The organism is Streptomyces sp. DSM 41931 (assembly GCF_050271085.1).
In the GTDB taxonomy this organism is placed as follows: domain Bacteria; phylum Actinomycetota; class Actinomycetes; order Streptomycetales; family Streptomycetaceae; genus Streptomyces; species Streptomyces albogriseolus.
The window spans coordinates 1694014-1710360 of sequence record NZ_CP189902.1 but is presented as its reverse complement, the minus strand read 5'-3'; the positions used below and the strand labels follow the sequence as shown (position 1 = coordinate 1710360).

Genomic DNA, 16347 nt, shown 5'->3' with positions numbered 1-16347 from the left:
GGTTCACCAACCCGGGGCCCCGCCCTCGTGCTACGCGTGTTCCCGCCGGTTCCCCATGGTTCACGCCGTTTGTTCGGATGCGGCGGACATGTCCGACGCACGCAACGCCGAAGGCCCGGTGCCCCGGAGACGATCTCCAGGGCACCGGGCCTTCCGGTGTGTGACGGTGATTACGCCTTGCGCAGACGGAACGTCAGGGACAGGCCCTCGTCCGTGAACGGGGCGCCGTAGGTGTCGTCCGCCTCGCCCCGGGCGAAGTCCGTGGCGAGCACCTCGTCGGCGATCAGCTCCGCGTGCTCCGTCAGCGCGGCCCCCGTGGCGGCGTCGTCCGACGTCCAGCGCAGGGCGATCCGGTCGGCCACGTCCAGGCCGCTGTTCTTGCGGGCCTCCTGGATCAGCCGGATCGCGTCACGGGCCAGACCGGCGCGGCGCAGCTCCTCGGTGATCTCCAGGTCCAGGGCGACCGTGGCGCCCGCGTCGGACGCCACCGACCAGCCCTCGCGCGGGGTTTCCGTGATGATCACCTCGTCCGGGGAGAGGGTGATCGTCTCGCCGTCGACCTCCACCGAGGCCGTGCCCTCGCGCAGGGCCAGGGACAGCGCGGCGGCGTCCGCGTTCGCGACCGCCTTGGCCACGTCCTGGACCCGCTTGCCGAACCGCTTGCCCAGCGCGCGGAAGTTGGCCTTGGCCGTGGTGTCCACCAGCGAGCCGCCCACCTCGGACAGCAGCGCCAGCGACTCGACGTTCAGCTCCTCCGTGATCTGGGTGTGCAGGGCCGGGTCGAGGGCGTCGAAACCGGCCGCCGCGATCAGCGCCCGCCGCAGCGGCTGACGCGTCTTGACGCCCGACTCGGCGCGCGTGGCACGGCCCAGCTCCACCAGGCGGCGCACCAGCGCCATCTGGCGGGACAGCTCCGGGTCGACGGCGGACAGGTCCGCCTCCGGCCACGAGGACAGGTGCACCGACTCCGGCGCGCCCGGCGTGACGGGAACGATCAGGTCCTGCCACACCTGCTCGGTGATGAACGGGGTGAGCGGGGCCATGAGCTTGGTCACCGTCTCCACGACCTCGTGCAGGGTGCGCAGCGCGGCCTTGTCGCCCTGCCAGAAGCGGCGGCGGGAGCGGCGGACGTACCAGTTGGAGAGGTCGTCGACGAACGCGGACAGCAGCTTGCCGGCCCGCTGGGTGTCGTAGTTCTCCAGCGCCTGGGTCACCTGGTCGGTGAGGGCGTGCAGTTCGGACAGCAGCCAGCGGTCCAGCACCGGGCGGTCGGCCGGGGCCGGGTCGGCCTCGCTCGGCGCCCAGGCGGACGTGCGGGCGTACAGGGCCTGGAAGGCGACCGTGTTCCAGTACGTGAGGAGCGTCTTGCGGACGACCTCCTGGATGGTGCCGTGGCCCACGCGGCGGGCCGCCCAGGGCGAGCCGCCGGCCGCCATGAACCAGCGCACGGCGTCCGCGCCGTGCTGGTCCATCAGCGGGATCGGCTGCAGGATGTTGCCCAGATGCTTGGACATCTTGCGGCCGTCCTCGGCGAGGATGTGGCCCAGGCAGACGACGTTCTCGTACGACGACTTGTCGAAGACGAGCGTGCCGACCGCCATCAGCGTGTAGAACCAGCCGCGGGTCTGGTCGATGGCCTCGCAGATGAACTGCGCCGGGTAGCGGGCCTCGAACAGCTCCTTGTTCTTGTACGGGTAGCCCCACTGCGCGAACGGCATGGAGCCCGAGTCGTACCAGGCGTCGATGACCTCCGGCACGCGCGTGGCCGTCTTCTCACAGGTCGGGCAGGCGAAGGTGACCTCGTCGATGTACGGCCGGTGCGGGTCGAGGCCGGACTGGTCGGCGCCGGTCAGCTCGGACAGCTCCGCGCGGGAGCCGACGACCGTGAGGTGGTCGTCCTCGCAGCGCCAGATCGGCAGCGGGGTGCCCCAGTAGCGGTTGCGGGACAGCGCCCAGTCGATGTTGTTGTTGAGCCAGTCGCCGTAGCGGCCGTGCTTGACCGTGTCCGGGAACCAGTTGGTGCCCTCGTTCTCCTCGAGGAGACGGTCCTTGACGGCGGTGGTGCGGATGTACCAGGACGGCTGCGCGTAGTAGAGCAGCGCCGTGTGGCAGCGCCAGCAGTGCGGGTAGCTGTGCTCGTACGGGATGTGCTTGAAGAGCAGGCCGCGCTCGTCGAGGTCGGCGGTGAGCTTCTCGTCGGCCTTCTTGAAGAAGACGCCGCCGACCAGCGGGACGTCCTCCTCGAAGGTGCCGTCGGGGCGGACCGGGTTCACGACCGGGAGGCCGTAGGAGCGGCAGACCTTGAGGTCGTCCTCACCGAAGGCGGGGGACTGGTGGACCAGACCGGTGCCGTCCTCGGTGGTGACGTACTCGGCGTTGACCACGTAGTGGGCCTCGGCCGGGCTGTGCTCATCGGTTCCCTCGCTGACGCTCGGGAACTCGACCAGCTCGAACGGGCGCTGGTACGTCCAGCGCTCCATCTCCGCGCCGGTGAAGGACTGGCCGGTGGTCTCCCAGCCCTCGCCGAGGGCCTTCTCGACCAGCGGCTCGGCGACGACCAGCTTCTCCTCACCGTTCGTCGCGACGACGTAAACCACGCCGGGGTGGGCGGCGACCGCCGTGTTGGACACCAGGGTCCACGGGGTGGTCGTCCACACCAGCAGGGCCGCCTCGCCGGCCAGCGGGCCGGAGGTCAGCGGGAAGCGGACGTAGACCGACGGGTCGACGACCGTCTCGTAGCCCTGCGCCAGCTCGTGGTCGGACAGGCCGGTGCCGCAGCGGGGGCACCAGGGGGCGACGCGGTGGTCCTGGACCAGCAGGCCCTTGTTGAAGATCTCCTTCAGCGACCACCAGACCGACTCGACGTACTCCGGGTCCATGGTCCGGTACGCCTCGTCGAGGTCGACCCAGTAGCCCATGCGGGTCGTCAGCTCGGCGAAGGCGTCCGTGTGCCGGGTCACCGACTCACGGCACTTGGCGTTGAACTCGGCGATGCCGTACGCCTCGATGTCCTGCTTGCCGGAGAAGCCCAGCTCCTTCTCGACGGCGAGCTCCACCGGGAGGCCGTGGCAGTCCCAGCCGGCCTTGCGGGCCACGTGGTAGCCGCGCATGGTGCGGAAGCGGGGGAAGACGTCCTTGAAGACGCGGGCCTCGATGTGGTGGGCGCCGGGCATGCCGTTGGCGGTGGGCGGGCCCTCGTAGAACACCCATTCGGGGCGGCCCGCGGACTGCTCCAGGCTCTTGGCGAAGATCTTCTGCTCGTCCCAGAACTTGAGCACCGTGTGCTCGAGCGCGGGCAGGTCGACCTGGGCGGGTACCGGGCGGTACGTCGGCGATGTCATCAGCGGGCTTCCTCCGGCGGACTTGCTGCCTTCCGACCGGAGGGACGAGAGCTGTGTCCTTGCGCCGCCGTCGGCGCGCTCCCGCGGTACCACCCTCCTTGGCCCCCCGGTGCGCCGTACGCTCCGGTGAGCCCCCTCATTCGGGTCGCGATGCCGGTTCTACTCGCCGCTGCGGTGCGCTGCGGCTTTCTTCCGGCGGCTCCGGGGTGATCTTCACATCGCGCTCGCCCCCGGGCTCACACCGTCCCCGGGTCGCTCTGGGCTGCGTACGCCGCTACTCGTCCCCATCCACGCTTTTCGCTCCGCCCAGTGTACGGCGCGGCGGGACGGGCGGCCGACCGCTTTTCCCATGGCGGTACGCCCGGCTGTGCCCTGAATGGAGCGATATGCCTGTTCGAAAGGCCGGGGCGTCCATGCGGGCGGCATACCCGGCGGGTAGCTGGGCACAACGCATGCAGGTCGCCGCGCGGCGTGCGCGGGGCGCGGTGACCGTGCGGTGCGCCCCGTTGCCGCAGGGTCCCCGTCGATTTATCGTCCCAGCACGATTCGCGCGCAAGATCACAATATGTGAAGGGGCCGCGGCCATGATGGCGAAGAAGGCGACGGATGCCGAGACGCATGCCGGGGGCCGGAAGAGTGCGGTGTCCGACGCGGCCGCGGGCGGCGCGAGGACGAGGAGGACCACGGCGGCGAAGGACGCGAGGGAGGCGGACGTCCCCGGGACGAAGGCCGCGGCGGGGAAGAGCGCGGGGACCAAGGCGGCGGCGTCCAAGTCCAAGAGGACGGGAACGGCGAGGAGGACGGGGAGGGCGGGGGCCGCCGCGGCCGGGGACGCGGAGAGGGGCACCGCGAAGAAGGCCGCCGGGAAGGGCCCGGCGCGGGACGAGGCGGCCGCGAGGACCGCCGACGACGGCGCGGGTGCCCGCCAGGGCGCCCGCGAGGGGAACGGTGCGGCCAGGACCAGCGGGTCCGCTCAGGACGGGGCCGGGCACAGCGCGGCCGACGACGCGGACGCGGCCGAGGCCGCGGCGCAGACGGGAGTGACGACGGTGGGTGCGAAGAAGACCCCTGGCCCGGCGGCCACAGCGGCGGCGGCGACCGCCGTGCCCAAGGCCCGGTACGGCGCGGTGGAGCCGGGCGAGCTCGCGGTGCGTCCCGGCGAGGAGCCGTGGACCGGCGAAGAGGTCGAGGCGGCGCGGGCCGAGCTGATGTCGGAGGTGCTGCGGCTGCGCGAGGAGATCGCCTCCTCCGAGCGGTCGCTGGCCGGCCTGATGCGGGACTCCGGCGACGGCGCGGGCGACGACGACGCCGACACCGGCACCAAGAACATCACGCGGGAGCACGAACTGGCCCTCGCCGCGAACGCGCGCGAGATGCTCGACCAGTTCGAGCGGGCGCTCCAGCGGCTCGACGCGGGCACCTACGGCCTGTGCGAGAACTGCGGCGAACCCATCGGCAAGGCCCGCATGCAGGCCTTCCCGAGGGCCACCCTGTGCGTCGAGTGCAAGCAGAAGCAGGAGCGCCGGTACTGAAGGGCGGCCGCGCGGACCGTGCCGTACCCTCGTCCTCAGTCAAGGACCTAGGCTGAGGGACTCACGTGGCAGAGGCGGAGCGCATCATCGGTACGCCGGACATCCCGGACGCGGACCGGGACGGAGAGGACCGGGACCTGCGGGACCGGGACGGCCGGGAGCCGGCCGGCGCCGACGGTACGACGCAGGAGGCGGAGCGGCCCCGCGGCAGGCGGCGGATCGCCGTGCTGTTCGCCGTGGCCGCCTTCGCCTACCTCCTCGACCTGGTCAGCAAGATGATCGTGGTCGCCAAGCTGGAGCACCACGAGCCGATCGAGGTCGTCGGCGACTGGCTGCGTTTCGAGGCGATCCGCAACGCGGGCGCGGCCTTCGGCTTCGGCGAGGCGTTCACGGTGATCTTCACGGTCATCGCGGCGGCGGTGATCGTGGTGATCTTCCGCCTGGCCCGCAAGCTCTACAGCCTGCCCTGGGCGATCGCGCTCGGGCTGCTCCTCGGCGGCGCCCTCGGCAACCTCACCGACCGGATCTTCCGCTCGCCGGGCGTCTTCGAGGGCGCGGTCGTCGACTTCATCGCCCCCAAGCACTTCGCCGTGTTCAACCTGGCCGACTCGGCCATCGTGTGCGGCGGCATCCTGATCGTGCTGCTGTCCTTCCGGGGTCTCGACCCGGACGGCACGGTCCACAAGGACTGAGGGCCCCGTCACTCCCGTGCGGGAGTGACGCACCCGTCCGGCATACTCGACGGGTGAGCACGATTCCCGAGATCCGTACCCTGCCCGTGCCCGACGGCCTGGAGGGCGAGCGCGTCGACGCCGCCATCTCCCGCATGTTCGGCTTCTCCCGCACCAAGGCGGCCGAGCTCGCCGCCGCGGGGAAGGTCACGGTCGACGGGTCGGTGGTCGGAAAGTCCGAGCGGGTCAGCGGCGGCGCCTGGCTCGAGGTGGAGATGCCCCGGGCGGCCGCCCCGGTGCGGGTCGTCGCCGAGCCGGTCGAGGGCATGGAGATCGTGCACGACGACGACGACGTGGTCGTGATCGTCAAGCCCGTCGGCGTCGCCGCCCACCCCTCCCCGGGCTGGACCGGACCGACCGTGATCGGCGGTCTCGCCGCCGCCGGCTACCGCATCTCGACCTCCGGCGCCGCCGAGCGCCAGGGCATCGTGCACCGCCTCGACGTCGGCACCTCCGGCCTGATGGTCGTCGCCAAGTCCGAGTACGCGTACACGTCGCTGAAGCGCCAGTTCAAGGAGCGCACGGTCGACAAGCGGTACCACACGCTCGTCCAGGGCCACCCCGACCCGACCAGCGGCACCATCGACGCCCCCATCGGCCGCCACCCGCACCACGACTACAAGTGGGCGGTCACCGCCGACGGCAAGCCGTCCGTCACGCACTACGACCTGATCGAGGCGTTCCGCGCGGCCTCGCTGCTCGACGTGAAGCTGGAGACCGGCCGCACCCACCAGATCCGCGTCCACATGGCCGCCCACCGCCACCCCTGCGTCGGCGACCTGACCTACGGCGCCGACCCCACGCTCGCCAAGCGGCTGAAGCTGACCCGCCAGTGGCTGCACGCCGTCCGCCTCGGCTTCGAGCACCCCGGCGACGGGCAGTGGGCGGAGTTCTCCTGCGACTACCCGGACGACCTGCAGCAGGCGCTCGACCAGGTCCGTGAGGAGACCTGGGCATGAGCCCGGAGGCCACGGTCCGGGTCGCCGGGGACCCCGCCGACCGCGAGGCCTGCTTCGCGGTCCGCAAGGAGGTCTTCGTCGCCGAGCAGGGCGTGCCCGAGGACATCGAGTACGACGCCCACGACGCGGACGCCGTGCACCTGCTCGCGGTCGCGGCCGACGGCACCCCGCTCGGCACGGCCCGGCTGCTGCACGGCGCCGCGGCCGCGGCGAAGAACGGCGGCGACCCGTCGGTCGGCTCCCTCGGCCGGCTCGCCGTCCTGCGGCGGGCGCGCGGCCTCGGGGTCGGCGCGGCGCTTGTGCGGGCCGTCGAGGAGGCCGCCCGGGAGCGCGGGCTCGCCGGCGTCGACCTGCACGCCCAGACCCACGCCCTCGGCTTCTACGAGAGGCTCGGCTACCAGGCCTACGGGCCGGAGTTCCCCGACGCGGGCATGCCGCACCGGGCGATGCGGCGCGCGCTGTAGCCGGGGCCTGCTGACCCCGCCGGTCGTGCGGCGCGTGACAGGCTGGAGACCGCCCGACCCGTCCGACCTCCGGGAGCGGTGACCGTGGATCAGTTGGCCCTGCTGTTCGCCCTGTTGCTCGGGGCGGTCGTGAGCGTCCCCGTGGGGGAGCGGCTGAGGCTGCCGGCGCCGGTGCTGATGACGGTGTTCGGGATCGTCCTGGCGCTGCTGGAGTTCGTGCCGAACGTCGACGTCCCGCCGGAACTGATCCTGCCGCTGCTGCTGCCGCCCCTGCTCTACGCGGCCGTGCGCCGCACCTCCTGGCGTCAGTTCGCGGCCAACGTCCGGCCGATCCTGCTGCTGGCCGTGGCGCTGGTCTTCGTCACCACCTTCTGCGTCGCCGTCGTCGCCCACGCGATCGTGCCGGGGCTGCCGCTGACCGCCGCCCTCGCCCTCGGCGCGCTGGTCGCCCCGCCCGACCCGGTCGCGGCCACCGCCGTGGCCGGCAAGCTGGGGCTGCCCCGCCGGCTGGTGTCGATCCTGGAGGGCGAAGGGCTGTTCAACGACGTCACGGCGATCGTGCTGTACCACGTGGCCGTGGCCGCCGCCGTGAGCGGCACCTTCTCGCCCTGGGCGGCCGGGCGCGACCTGGTGCTGTCGGCGGTGGTGGCGATCGCCGTCGGACTGGTGCTCGGCTGGGCCACCAACAAGGCCATGGATCTGCTCGGCGACCCCACCCTCCAGGTCGCCCTGACCCTGCTGGTGCCGTTCGCCGCCTACGTCCTCGCCGAGGAGCTGCACGGCTCGGGCGTCCTCGGGGTGCTGGTCACCGCGCTGTTCCTGGTGGAGTACGCCACCGACGCCGACGACGTGATGGCGCGGCTGGCCGGGCACACCTTCTGGGACATCGTGGACACCCTGGTCACCGGTGTGGCGTTCGGCCTGGTCGGCCTGGAGCTGCACAACGCGGTCAACACGGCGGCCGGCCACTGGGGCGAGCTGCTGAGCTGGTCGGCGGCGGTGGTCGGGGTGGTCGTCCTCGTCCGGCTGGCGTGGCTGCTGCCGGCGACCTGGCTGACCAAGCGGCTGCACACCGCCGGGGACGTCGGCGAGGAGATCCCGCTCAGCTGGCGGGAGACCGTGGTGATGTGGTGGTCCGGGATGCGCGGCGTGGCGTCCGTGGCGCTCGCCCTCGCCATCCCCCTGGAGACCGGGTCCGGGGCCGGCTTCCCCGCCCGCGGCGACATCGTCTTCATCGCGTTCGGCGTGGTCCTGGGGACGCTGCTGGTGCAGGGGCTCACCCTGCCGTGGCTGGTGGGCAGGCTCGGGGTGCGCGGCGACACCGGACGGGAGAAGGAGCTGGAGCGCCGGCTCGCCGTCCGGGCCGCGAAGGCGGCCAAGCGCAGGCTGCGGGAGATCGAGGACGTCGAGGAGCTGCCGGAGGACCTGTCCGAGCAGCTGATGCGCCGGGCGTTCGACATGGGCGTGCGGATCAGCCCGGACATCGCGGAGGACGAACGGCGTGAGGCGGTCCGGCAGCGGGCCAGACGGCTGAAGCGGATCCGGCGCATCGAGCAGGACATGCTGAGCGCCGCCCGGCACGAGGTGCTCACCGCGCGCAGCGAGCCGGGCGCCGACCCCGAGGTGGTGGACCGGGTGCTGCGTCATCTGGACGTGCGCAGTCTGCGCTGAGCGTCGCCGCGTTGCCGCCGTCCGCCGCCGCCCGCTCATAGGGTCGGGGCATGACACGCAATGTTGTGATCAGCGGCGGCGGCACCGGCATCGGGCTCGCCACCGCGCAGACGTTCGCCGCCGACGGCGACCGCGTCCTGCTCATCGGGCGGCGCGGTGACGTCCTGGAGCGGGCCGAGGTGCCCGGCGCGCTGACCTACGCCGCCGATCTGGCCGACCCCGAGGCCGTGCGGGGCGTGTCCGGGTTCGTGGGGCGCGAGTTCGGCGCCGTGGACGTGCTCGTCCACTGCGCGGGCGGCAACGGGCTGCTCGAACCGCCGGTGGGCGGCGACGACCCGCTCGACGCCGTCGCCCGCGACTGGACGGTCAACTTCCGGCTCAACGTGCTGACCGCCGTGCTGCTCACCGAGGCGCTGCGGCACCGGCTGGCCGTGCCCGGCGGCCGGGTGCTGTTCCTCAGCTCCATCGCCGCCAGGCGCGGCTCGGGACGGGTCTCGTACGCGGCGGCCAAGGCGGGCCTGCACCCGTACGCCCATGCCCTGGCCCGGGAGCTGGGGCCGCACGGGATCACCGTGAACGTGGTCGCGCCCGGCTACATCGAGGACACGGCGTTCTTCGGCGACGACGGCCTGGACGAGGAGCGGCGGGCGCGGCTGGTCGCCGAGACGTCGGACAAGCGCGCCGGCCGGCCCGGTGACGTCGCGGCGACCCTGCACTGGCTCGCCTCGCACGGCGCCGGCCACATCACCTCGCAGATCGTCCAGGTGAACGGCGGCGCCGAGCGCGGCTGCTGAGGACCGCTCAGCGCGGCTGCCGGGGTGGATGGGCGTGGACCCGGCGCGCCGTCCGCAGACCGTCGGCGTGCGCGCTCTCCCGGCCGTCCCGGGGCGGCGGCACCGCGTCGGCCGTGTTGACACGGGGCAGCGCGTAGGGGTGCTCGTCGGACAGGAAGCGCATCATCCGCTCGCGGACCGTCACCCGGACCGTCCAGATGTCGTCCGCGTCCTTGGCCGTCACCAGCGCCCGCACCTCCAGGGTGCTGGGGGTGCTGTCCGTGACGGTGAGGTTGTAGGCGCGGCCGTCCCATGCCGGGCACTCCCGCAGGATGTCGCGCAGCTTCTCGCGCATGGCGTCCAGCGGGGCGCTGTGGTCGACGTGCCAGAACACGGTGCCGGTCATCTGCGGCGTCCCGCGCGACCAGTTCTCGAACGGCTTGGAGGTGAAGTACGACACCGGCATGGTGATCCGGCGCTCGTCCCACGTGCGCACGGTCAGGAAGGTGAGGGTGATCTCCTCCACCGTGCCCCACTCGCCGTCCACCACCACGGTGTCGCCGATGCGCACCATGTCGCCGAAGGCGATCTGCAGCCCGGCGAACATGTTGCTCAGCGTCGACTGGGCGGCGACGCCGGCGACGATGCCGAGGATGCCCGCCGAGGCCAGCAGCGAGGCGCCGGCCGCCCGCATCGCCGGGAACGTCAGCAGCATCGCGGCCACCGCGACCACGCCGACCACCGCCGACACCACCCGGCGGATCAGGGTCACCTGGGTGCGCACCCGGCGCACCCGGGCCGGGTCGCGCTCCCGGTGGTTGCTGGCGTACCGGGTGTAGGAGGTCTCCACGACCGCGGCGGCGATCCGGATGGCCAGCCAGGCGGCCGACCCGATCAGCACCAGGCTGAGCATCCGGCCGACGGCGACCTCGTGGGAGCTCAGCAGCCGTGCCTCGTCGTAGGAGGCTCTGAGCAGGACCGCGCAGAGCAGCAGCTGGTACGGGACGCGGGCCCGGCGCAGCAGGCCCCACAGCGGTGTCTCGTGGTGGCGTTCGTCGGCCTTTCGCAGGAGCAGGTCGGTGGCCCAGCCCAGCAGCAGCGTCAGCACCACCGAGCCGCCGACCACGATCAGCGGGCGCAGCACGTCATCCATGCCCCCGAACCTAACCGGCCTGCTCCGGCATGAACATGTGACTTCCGTCCGGTTCCGGGTAGTGCCGCCCGCGGGCTCCGTCACACCCGGCTGGCACCATGGGCGGCATGAACATCATGCTCTTTCACTCGGCCTACGGACTGCGTCCCGCGGTGCACCGGGCCGCGGACCGGCTGCGCGCGGCCGGACACGAGGTGTGGACGCCGGATCTCTTCGAGGGGCGCACGTTCGACACGGCCGAGGAGGGCATGGCCTGGCGGGAGGAGACCGGGAAGGACGAGCTGCTGAAGCGGGCCGTCCTGGCGGCGGCGCCCTACTCGGAGCGCGGCCTGGTGTACGCGGGATTCTCCTTCGGCGCCTCGGTGGCGCAGACGCTGGCCCTCGGCGATGAGAGGGCGAGGGGCCTGCTGCTCCTGCACGGCACCTCCGACATCGCGGAGAACGCCGCGGCCGACGGGCTGCCGGTGCAGCTGCACGTCGCCGAGCCGGACCCGTTCGAGACCGACGACTGGCTCACCGCCTGGTACCTGCGGATGGGCCGGGCCGGGGCCGACGTGGAGGTCTACCGGTACGCGGGCGCCGGACACCTCTACACCGACCCCGGCCTGCCCGACTACGACGAGGAGGCGGCCGAGGCCACCTGGCGGGTGGCGCTCGGCTTCCTCGACTCGCTGGAGGAGCCCGTGGACTGATCCGCCTGATCCGCGCCGGGTGCCGGACCGGTCAGACGGGGGCGTCGGCCCGCTCGATCCTCTGCGTGCCGCTGCGGGTGCGGTAGGAGCGCGCCCAGGTCGCGGCGGCGTCCGCCCGCGTGCGGTCGGACAGCACGTAGTAGTCCATCTGCGCCCGCTCGGCCGTGAGGTCCAGCACCCCGAAGCCGTGCCGGTCGGTGTCCACCCAGTGCACGTGCCGGTTGGCGGCCCGGATCAGCGGGGCGGCGACCGCGGAGACCGTGCCCTCGCCGACCTTCAGGATGTCGTCGAGGTTGTCGGAGGTGACCGAGGTGACCACGAACTCCGTGGCGGCGGACGCGGACAGCGGGTAGGTGCCGGCGTTCACCGGCACGTCGTTCGCCCACGCCATGTGGATGTCGCCGGTGAGGAACACCGTGTTGCGGATGGCGTTGCCGCGCAGATGGGCCAGCAGTTCGCGGCGGTCGGCGGTGTAGCCGTCCCACTGGTCGGTGTTGAGGGCGAGGCCCTCCTGCGGCAGGCCGAGCAGCTTGGCGAGCGGCTTCAGCAGGCTTGCGGGCAGGGAGCCCAGCGCGAACGGCGAGATCATCACCGAGGTGCCGACCAGCCGCCAGGTGGTGTCGGACGCCGACAGGCCCGCCTTCAGCCAGTCGAGCTGGGCGCGGCCGGTGAGGGTGCGGCCGGGGTCGTCCACGTCGCCGTCGCCGAGCGAGACCTGCTGCGAGCGGAAGGAGCGCAGGTCCAGCAGCGACAGGTCGGCCAGCTTGCCGAAGCGCAGCCGGCGGTAGGTGGTGCCCTCGACCGCCGGGCGGACCGGCATCCACTCGAAGTACGCCTGCTTCGCGGCGGCCTGCCGGGCGGCCCAGGCGCCCTCCGCGCCCTCGGTGTGGTTCTCCGCGCCCCCGGACCAGGTGTCGTTGGCGAACTCGTGGTCGTCCCAGATGGCGACGACCGGGGCGGTGGCGTGCAGCGCCTGGAGGTCCGGGTCGGTCTTGTAGCGGGCGTGCCGGGTGCGGTAGTCGGCGAGGGTGACGATCTCGTGGGCGGGGGAGTGCGGGCGGACGACCGTGCCGCGGGTGCCGTAGTCGCCGGTGCCGTACTCGTAGATGTAGTCGCCCAGGTGCAGCCAGGCGTCCAGGTCGCCGCGGGCCGCGAGATGGCGGTACGCCGCGAAGTGGCCGGCCTCCCAGTTGGCGCAGGAGACCACTCCGAGGCGCAGCCCCGCAACGGAGGCGTCGGGGGCGGGCGCGGTGCGGGTGCGGCCCGCGGGGGAGTCGGCGCCGCCGGCGGAGAAGCGGAACCAGTAGTCGGTGGCGGGCCGCAGGCCGCGGACGTCCGCCTTGACGGTGTGGTCGGAGGCGGCGGTGGCGAGGACCGTGCCCTGGGCGACGACGTCGGTGAACGCCCGGTCGCGGGCGACGGTCCAGCGCACCTCGGTGTCGGGTCCCGCGCCGGAGCCCGGGAGGGCGTCCGGGGTGGGCGTCACGCGGGTCCACAGCAGCACGCCGTCCGGCAGCGGGTCGCCGGAGGCGACGCCGTGCAGGAAGGCGGGGGCCGTCTGGACGGCGCGGGCGGGCAGCGCGGCGGCGAGCGGTCCGGCCAGCGCCGCGGTGGCGGCGGCCGCCTTGACGACCGTCCGGCGGCGCGGGGTGAGGGGGGCGGTGTCCGCGGTGGCGGAGACGGCGCTCTCGGTTCTTCCGTGTCGACTGGTCACAGCCGATCAGATTACTGACGTGTACATGCTGGAGCGGGCGAACCCGGGAAAAGTTCGCCCGCTCTTCAGCCGGCCGTCGGTCTGCCGCGTCAGCCCTTCAGCGCCTTGTCCACCGCCGCCGTGAACTCGGCCGCCGTCATGGGCGCGTTCTTCCCGTCGGCGCCGGTCAGCTTCTCGCCGTCCATCTTCACGGTCGGCGTGCCCTGGACGTCGCTGCTGTCGAACTTGTCCGACATCTCCAGCGCCCAGCGGTCGTAGGTGCCGTCCTTCACCGCCGCCTGGAACTCCTTGTTGTTCTTCAGGGCGTCCACCGTGTCGGCGATCTTGATCAGGTAGGCGTCGTCCTTGAACTTGTCCTCCGTCTCCGCGGGGTGGAACTCCGAGGAGTAGAGCGCCGACTTGTACGCCAGGAACGCCTCGGGGCTCACGTCCAGCGCGGCGCCCAGGGCGCTCAGCGCGTTCTTCGAGCCCTCGCCGGTGAGGTTGCGGTCCAGGAACGAGGCGCCTATGAACTGCACCTTGTACTTGCCGTCCGCGACGTCCTTCTCGATCGTCCCGCCGACGGCCTGCTCGAAGGAGGCGCAGATCGGGCAGCGCGGGTCCTCGTAGATCTCGAGGGTCTTCTTGGCGTCGGCCTTGCCGATGACGACGGTCGTGCCGTCCTTGCCGCCGGTGTTCGCCGGCTTGACCAGCTTGGCGTCCTTCGCGGCCTCCCAGTGGTCCGGCTTGTTCGCCTGGACCACCGCGTAGCCGATGCCGCCGGCCGCGGCCAGCACGCCGACCACCGACGCGGCGACGATCAGCTGCCGCCTGACCTTCGCCTTCTTCGCCTGGCGCTCGCGCTCCTGACGCAGACGCTCGCGCGCCGCGTTCTTGGCCGCCTGGCTGTTCCGCTTGCTCATGGTGATGTCTCCACAGGGGACGCACACGGTCGTGTGCGGAGTTCGTACGGGGGGACTGCTGATGCTCGGGCGACCGCCCGGGGCGTGATCCGCCTCAGGCGGCGAGGGAGCACGGCGGCCCGCGCCGTCCCAGGGAGTGCGCGAGGAGCAGGGTGCGCGCCACGGCGGCGCGGTGCGGCGTGCGGACCGGCCGGCCCGCCTCGGGCGCCCGGCGCACGGTCACCACCGCGACGGCCAGCAGCAGCGGACGGACCGCCGTCGCCGCCGTCGCCGCGACCGCGCTCAGCAGCTGGGCCAGCGCCCGCTCCCCGCGGCGCAGCCAGGCGGCGGCGAACAGACCGACCCCGATGTGCGCGCCCAGCAGCAGCCAGGCGGTCGCCGGGCCGGCCTCGGCCAGCACCGCCGCCACCCGGTCGCCGCTCCCCGCGGCGTGCCTGGTGACCCGGGCCAGCGGCGCGCCCACACCGGTGCCGTCGCCGCACAGCACGTCGAACCCGACCGAGCGCAGCGGGCCGGCCACCGGGCCGCCCATCCGGCCGTAACAGACGTGCTGGCCGGTGGTGAAGACCGTGTCGGCGGCCAGCTCCAGCGGGATCAGCAGGGCGGCGATCCGCCCGAAGGAACGCTCCCGTCCGGCGAGCACGTAGGCCAGGCCGAACACGGCGGCGCCGACCGCGGCCACCGTGTTCAGCGGCAGCGGGGCCCCGGACAGCAGCACGTGCGACGCGGTGCTGAGGGTCACGACGACAGCCGTGAACAGCGCCGCGCGAACGGCTCTGAGCTGGGGTCCGGATATGTCCATGGCGGCTACGAGTGTGGCACGTGCTCCGTTAAGGGATCCGTGAAGGGGGCCTGTGAATGTGCGGAAGGTTACAGGCCCGGGATCCGGCCGTTGCGGAACAGGTCGAGGAAGATCTGGTGGTCCCGGCGGGCCCGCGCCCCGTAGTCGTGGGCGAAGTCCACCAGCAGCGGCACCAGCGCGTCCTCGTCGGCCGCGATCGCCGCGTCGATGGCCCGCTCCGTGGAGAACGGCACCAGCGACTCGCCGGAGGTGTCGTCCGCCGCCGCGTGCATCGCCGCCGTCGCCCGGCCCAGGTCGGCGACCACCAGCGCCATCTCCTCCGGGTCGTCGAGGTCGCTCCAGTCCAGGTCCACCGCGTACGGCGAGACCTCGGCGACCAGCTGCCCGGCGCCGTCCAGCTCGGTCCAGCCCAGCCACGGGTCGGCGTGCGCCTGGAGGGCGCGCTGGGAGATCACCGTGCGGTGTCCCTCGTGCAGGAAGTACTCGCGCACCGCCGGGTCCGTGATGTGCCGGGAGACGGCGGGGGTCTGCGCCTGCTTGACGTAGATCACCACGTCGTTCTCCAGGGCGTCGCTGTGCCCCTCCAGCAGGATGTTGTACGAGGGCAGCCCGGCCGAGCCGATGCCGATGCCGCGGCGGCCCACGACGTCCTTCACACGGTAGGAGTCCGGGCGGGCCAGCGAGGAGTCCGGCAGCGTCTCCAGATAGCCGTCGAACGCGGCGAGGACCTTGTAGCGGGTGGCGGCGTCCAGCTCGAGCGCGCCGCCGCCGGGCGCGAAGCGGCGCTCGAAGTCGCGGATCTCCGTCATCGAGTCCAGCAGCGAGAACCGGGTCAGCGACCGGGCGACCCGCAGCACGTCCAGCAGCGGCCCCTGCGCGGTGTCCAGGGTGAACGGCGGCACCTCGTCGCGCTTCGCGCCCGTCGCCAGGGCGTGGATCCGCTCCCGGTAGGCGGCCGCGTACACCGACACCAGGTCGGTGATCTGCTCGTCGCTGAGCGCCTTCGCGTAGCCGATCAGCGCCATCGACGCCGCGAAGCGCTTCAGGTCCCACAGGAAGGGGCCGACGTACGCCTCGTCGAAGTCGTTGACGTTGAACACCAGGCGGCCGTTGGAGTCCATGTACGTGCCGAAGTTCTCCGCGTGCAGATCGCCGTGGATCCACACGCGCGAGGTGCGCTCGTCCAGGTACGGCCCGCCGCTGTTCGCGTCGCCGCCGCGGCCGGCGTGCTCGGCGGCCAGGTCGTGGTAGAAGAGGCTCGCGGTCCCGCGGTAGAACGCGAACGCCGACGCCGCCATCTTCCGGAACTTCACCCGGAACGCGGCCGGGTCCGCGGCCAGGAGCTCGCCGAAGGCGGTGTCGAGGACGGCGAGGATCTCCTCGCCGCGGTGCTCGTCGCTGAGCTGCGGGACCGACATCGCTGGGTGCCTCCTGGTGCGGGATTCCGGGGACGGCTGGTCCGTCGCCTGCCTAACGTGCGGAGGTGCGCGGGAGTGCCCGGCGCCCCGCCCGAAGGTACGCGGGGAAGGGCCCGGTGTGTCAGTGCCGGGGCATAGACTTCCGAGCTGTCCCCCGGGACCCGTCCACCCGCTGCCGATGAGATCTCCCTGGAG

General features: G+C 72.7%; 13 protein-coding genes. 7 read left to right on the top strand and 6 right to left on the bottom strand.

Translation table 11 applies throughout. The features are described 5' to 3' along the window. Positions 1-170: 170 nt before the first annotated feature. On the bottom strand, positions 171-3341 hold the full coding sequence (gene ileS, locus ACP7TJ_RS08095) for an isoleucine--tRNA ligase (protein WP_401539064.1): 3171 nt from the start codon (positions 3339-3341) through the stop codon (positions 171-173). Between the two features lie 584 nt (positions 3342-3925). Between ileS and ACP7TJ_RS08090 the strand changes: the two genes are divergently transcribed. From ACP7TJ_RS08090 to ACP7TJ_RS08065, 6 genes are all read left to right on the top strand, one after another. Further along, a complete protein-coding gene (locus ACP7TJ_RS08090) occupies positions 3926-4873 on the top strand; it encodes a TraR/DksA family transcriptional regulator (protein WP_367495974.1) in 948 nt (315 codons plus the stop codon). Between the two features lie 65 nt (positions 4874-4938). Next, on the top strand, positions 4939-5565 hold the full coding sequence (lspA, locus tag ACP7TJ_RS08085; RefSeq protein WP_427762620.1) for a signal peptidase II: 627 nt from the start codon (positions 4939-4941) through the stop codon (positions 5563-5565). Positions 5566-5618: 53 nt separating this feature from the next. After that, on the top strand, positions 5619-6563 hold the full coding sequence (locus tag ACP7TJ_RS08080) for an RluA family pseudouridine synthase (RefSeq protein ID WP_167742807.1): 945 nt from the start codon (positions 5619-5621) through the stop codon (positions 6561-6563). Continuing rightward, positions 6560-7027, top strand: a complete 468-nt coding sequence (locus tag ACP7TJ_RS08075) for a GNAT family N-acetyltransferase (protein WP_093766622.1) — start codon at positions 6560-6562, stop codon at positions 7025-7027. Before ACP7TJ_RS08080 ends, ACP7TJ_RS08075 begins: the two co-directional genes overlap by 4 nt. A gap of 78 nt (positions 7028-7105) precedes the next feature. Further along, positions 7106-8698 (top strand): Na+/H+ antiporter, encoded by a 1593-nt coding sequence (locus ACP7TJ_RS08070; RefSeq protein ID WP_427762617.1) that lies wholly within the window; start codon positions 7106-7108, stop codon positions 8696-8698. A gap of 50 nt (positions 8699-8748) precedes the next feature. Further along, the gene (locus ACP7TJ_RS08065; protein WP_093766623.1) at positions 8749-9492 is read left to right on the top strand and encodes an SDR family NAD(P)-dependent oxidoreductase; all 744 of its coding nucleotides are present in this window, start codon (positions 8749-8751) and stop codon (positions 9490-9492) included. 7 nt (positions 9493-9499) lie between these two features. On the opposite strand, the gene ACP7TJ_RS08060 is transcribed toward ACP7TJ_RS08065, so the two are convergent. Then, positions 9500-10624 carry a mechanosensitive ion channel family protein gene (locus ACP7TJ_RS08060; protein ID WP_093766624.1) on the bottom strand — a complete coding sequence of 375 codons (1125 nt, stop codon included), beginning with the start codon at positions 10622-10624 and terminating at the stop codon, positions 9500-9502. A 107-nt stretch (positions 10625-10731) separates the two neighbouring features. Here ACP7TJ_RS08060 and ACP7TJ_RS08055 point away from each other — a divergent pair, with 107 nt between their 5' ends. After that, entirely contained in the window at positions 10732-11316 is a 585-nt protein-coding gene (locus tag ACP7TJ_RS08055; protein WP_167742804.1) for a dienelactone hydrolase family protein, read from the top strand. A 31-nt stretch (positions 11317-11347) separates the two neighbouring features. Here ACP7TJ_RS08055 and ACP7TJ_RS08050 read toward each other — a convergent pair whose 3' ends face one another. The 4 genes from ACP7TJ_RS08050 to ACP7TJ_RS08035 all read right to left on the bottom strand — a co-directional run bounded on the left by ACP7TJ_RS08050 (position 11348) and on the right by ACP7TJ_RS08035 (position 16152). Next, positions 11348-13030, bottom strand: coding sequence for an alkaline phosphatase D family protein (locus tag ACP7TJ_RS08050; protein ID WP_427762615.1), 1683 nt, complete (start codon positions 13028-13030; stop codon positions 11348-11350). Positions 13031-13119: 89 nt separating this feature from the next. Next, complete coding sequence (locus ACP7TJ_RS08045) at positions 13120-13932, bottom strand: thioredoxin domain-containing protein (protein ID WP_266545527.1); 813 nt, start codon at positions 13930-13932, stop codon at positions 13120-13122. A gap of 94 nt (positions 13933-14026) precedes the next feature. Continuing rightward, positions 14027-14734, bottom strand: a complete 708-nt coding sequence (locus ACP7TJ_RS08040; protein WP_427762613.1) for a hypothetical protein — start codon at positions 14732-14734, stop codon at positions 14027-14029. Positions 14735-14802: 68 nt separating this feature from the next. Next, complete coding sequence (locus ACP7TJ_RS08035; protein ID WP_167742801.1) at positions 14803-16152, bottom strand: DUF2252 domain-containing protein; 1350 nt, start codon at positions 16150-16152, stop codon at positions 14803-14805. Positions 16153-16347: the final 195 nt, after the last annotated feature.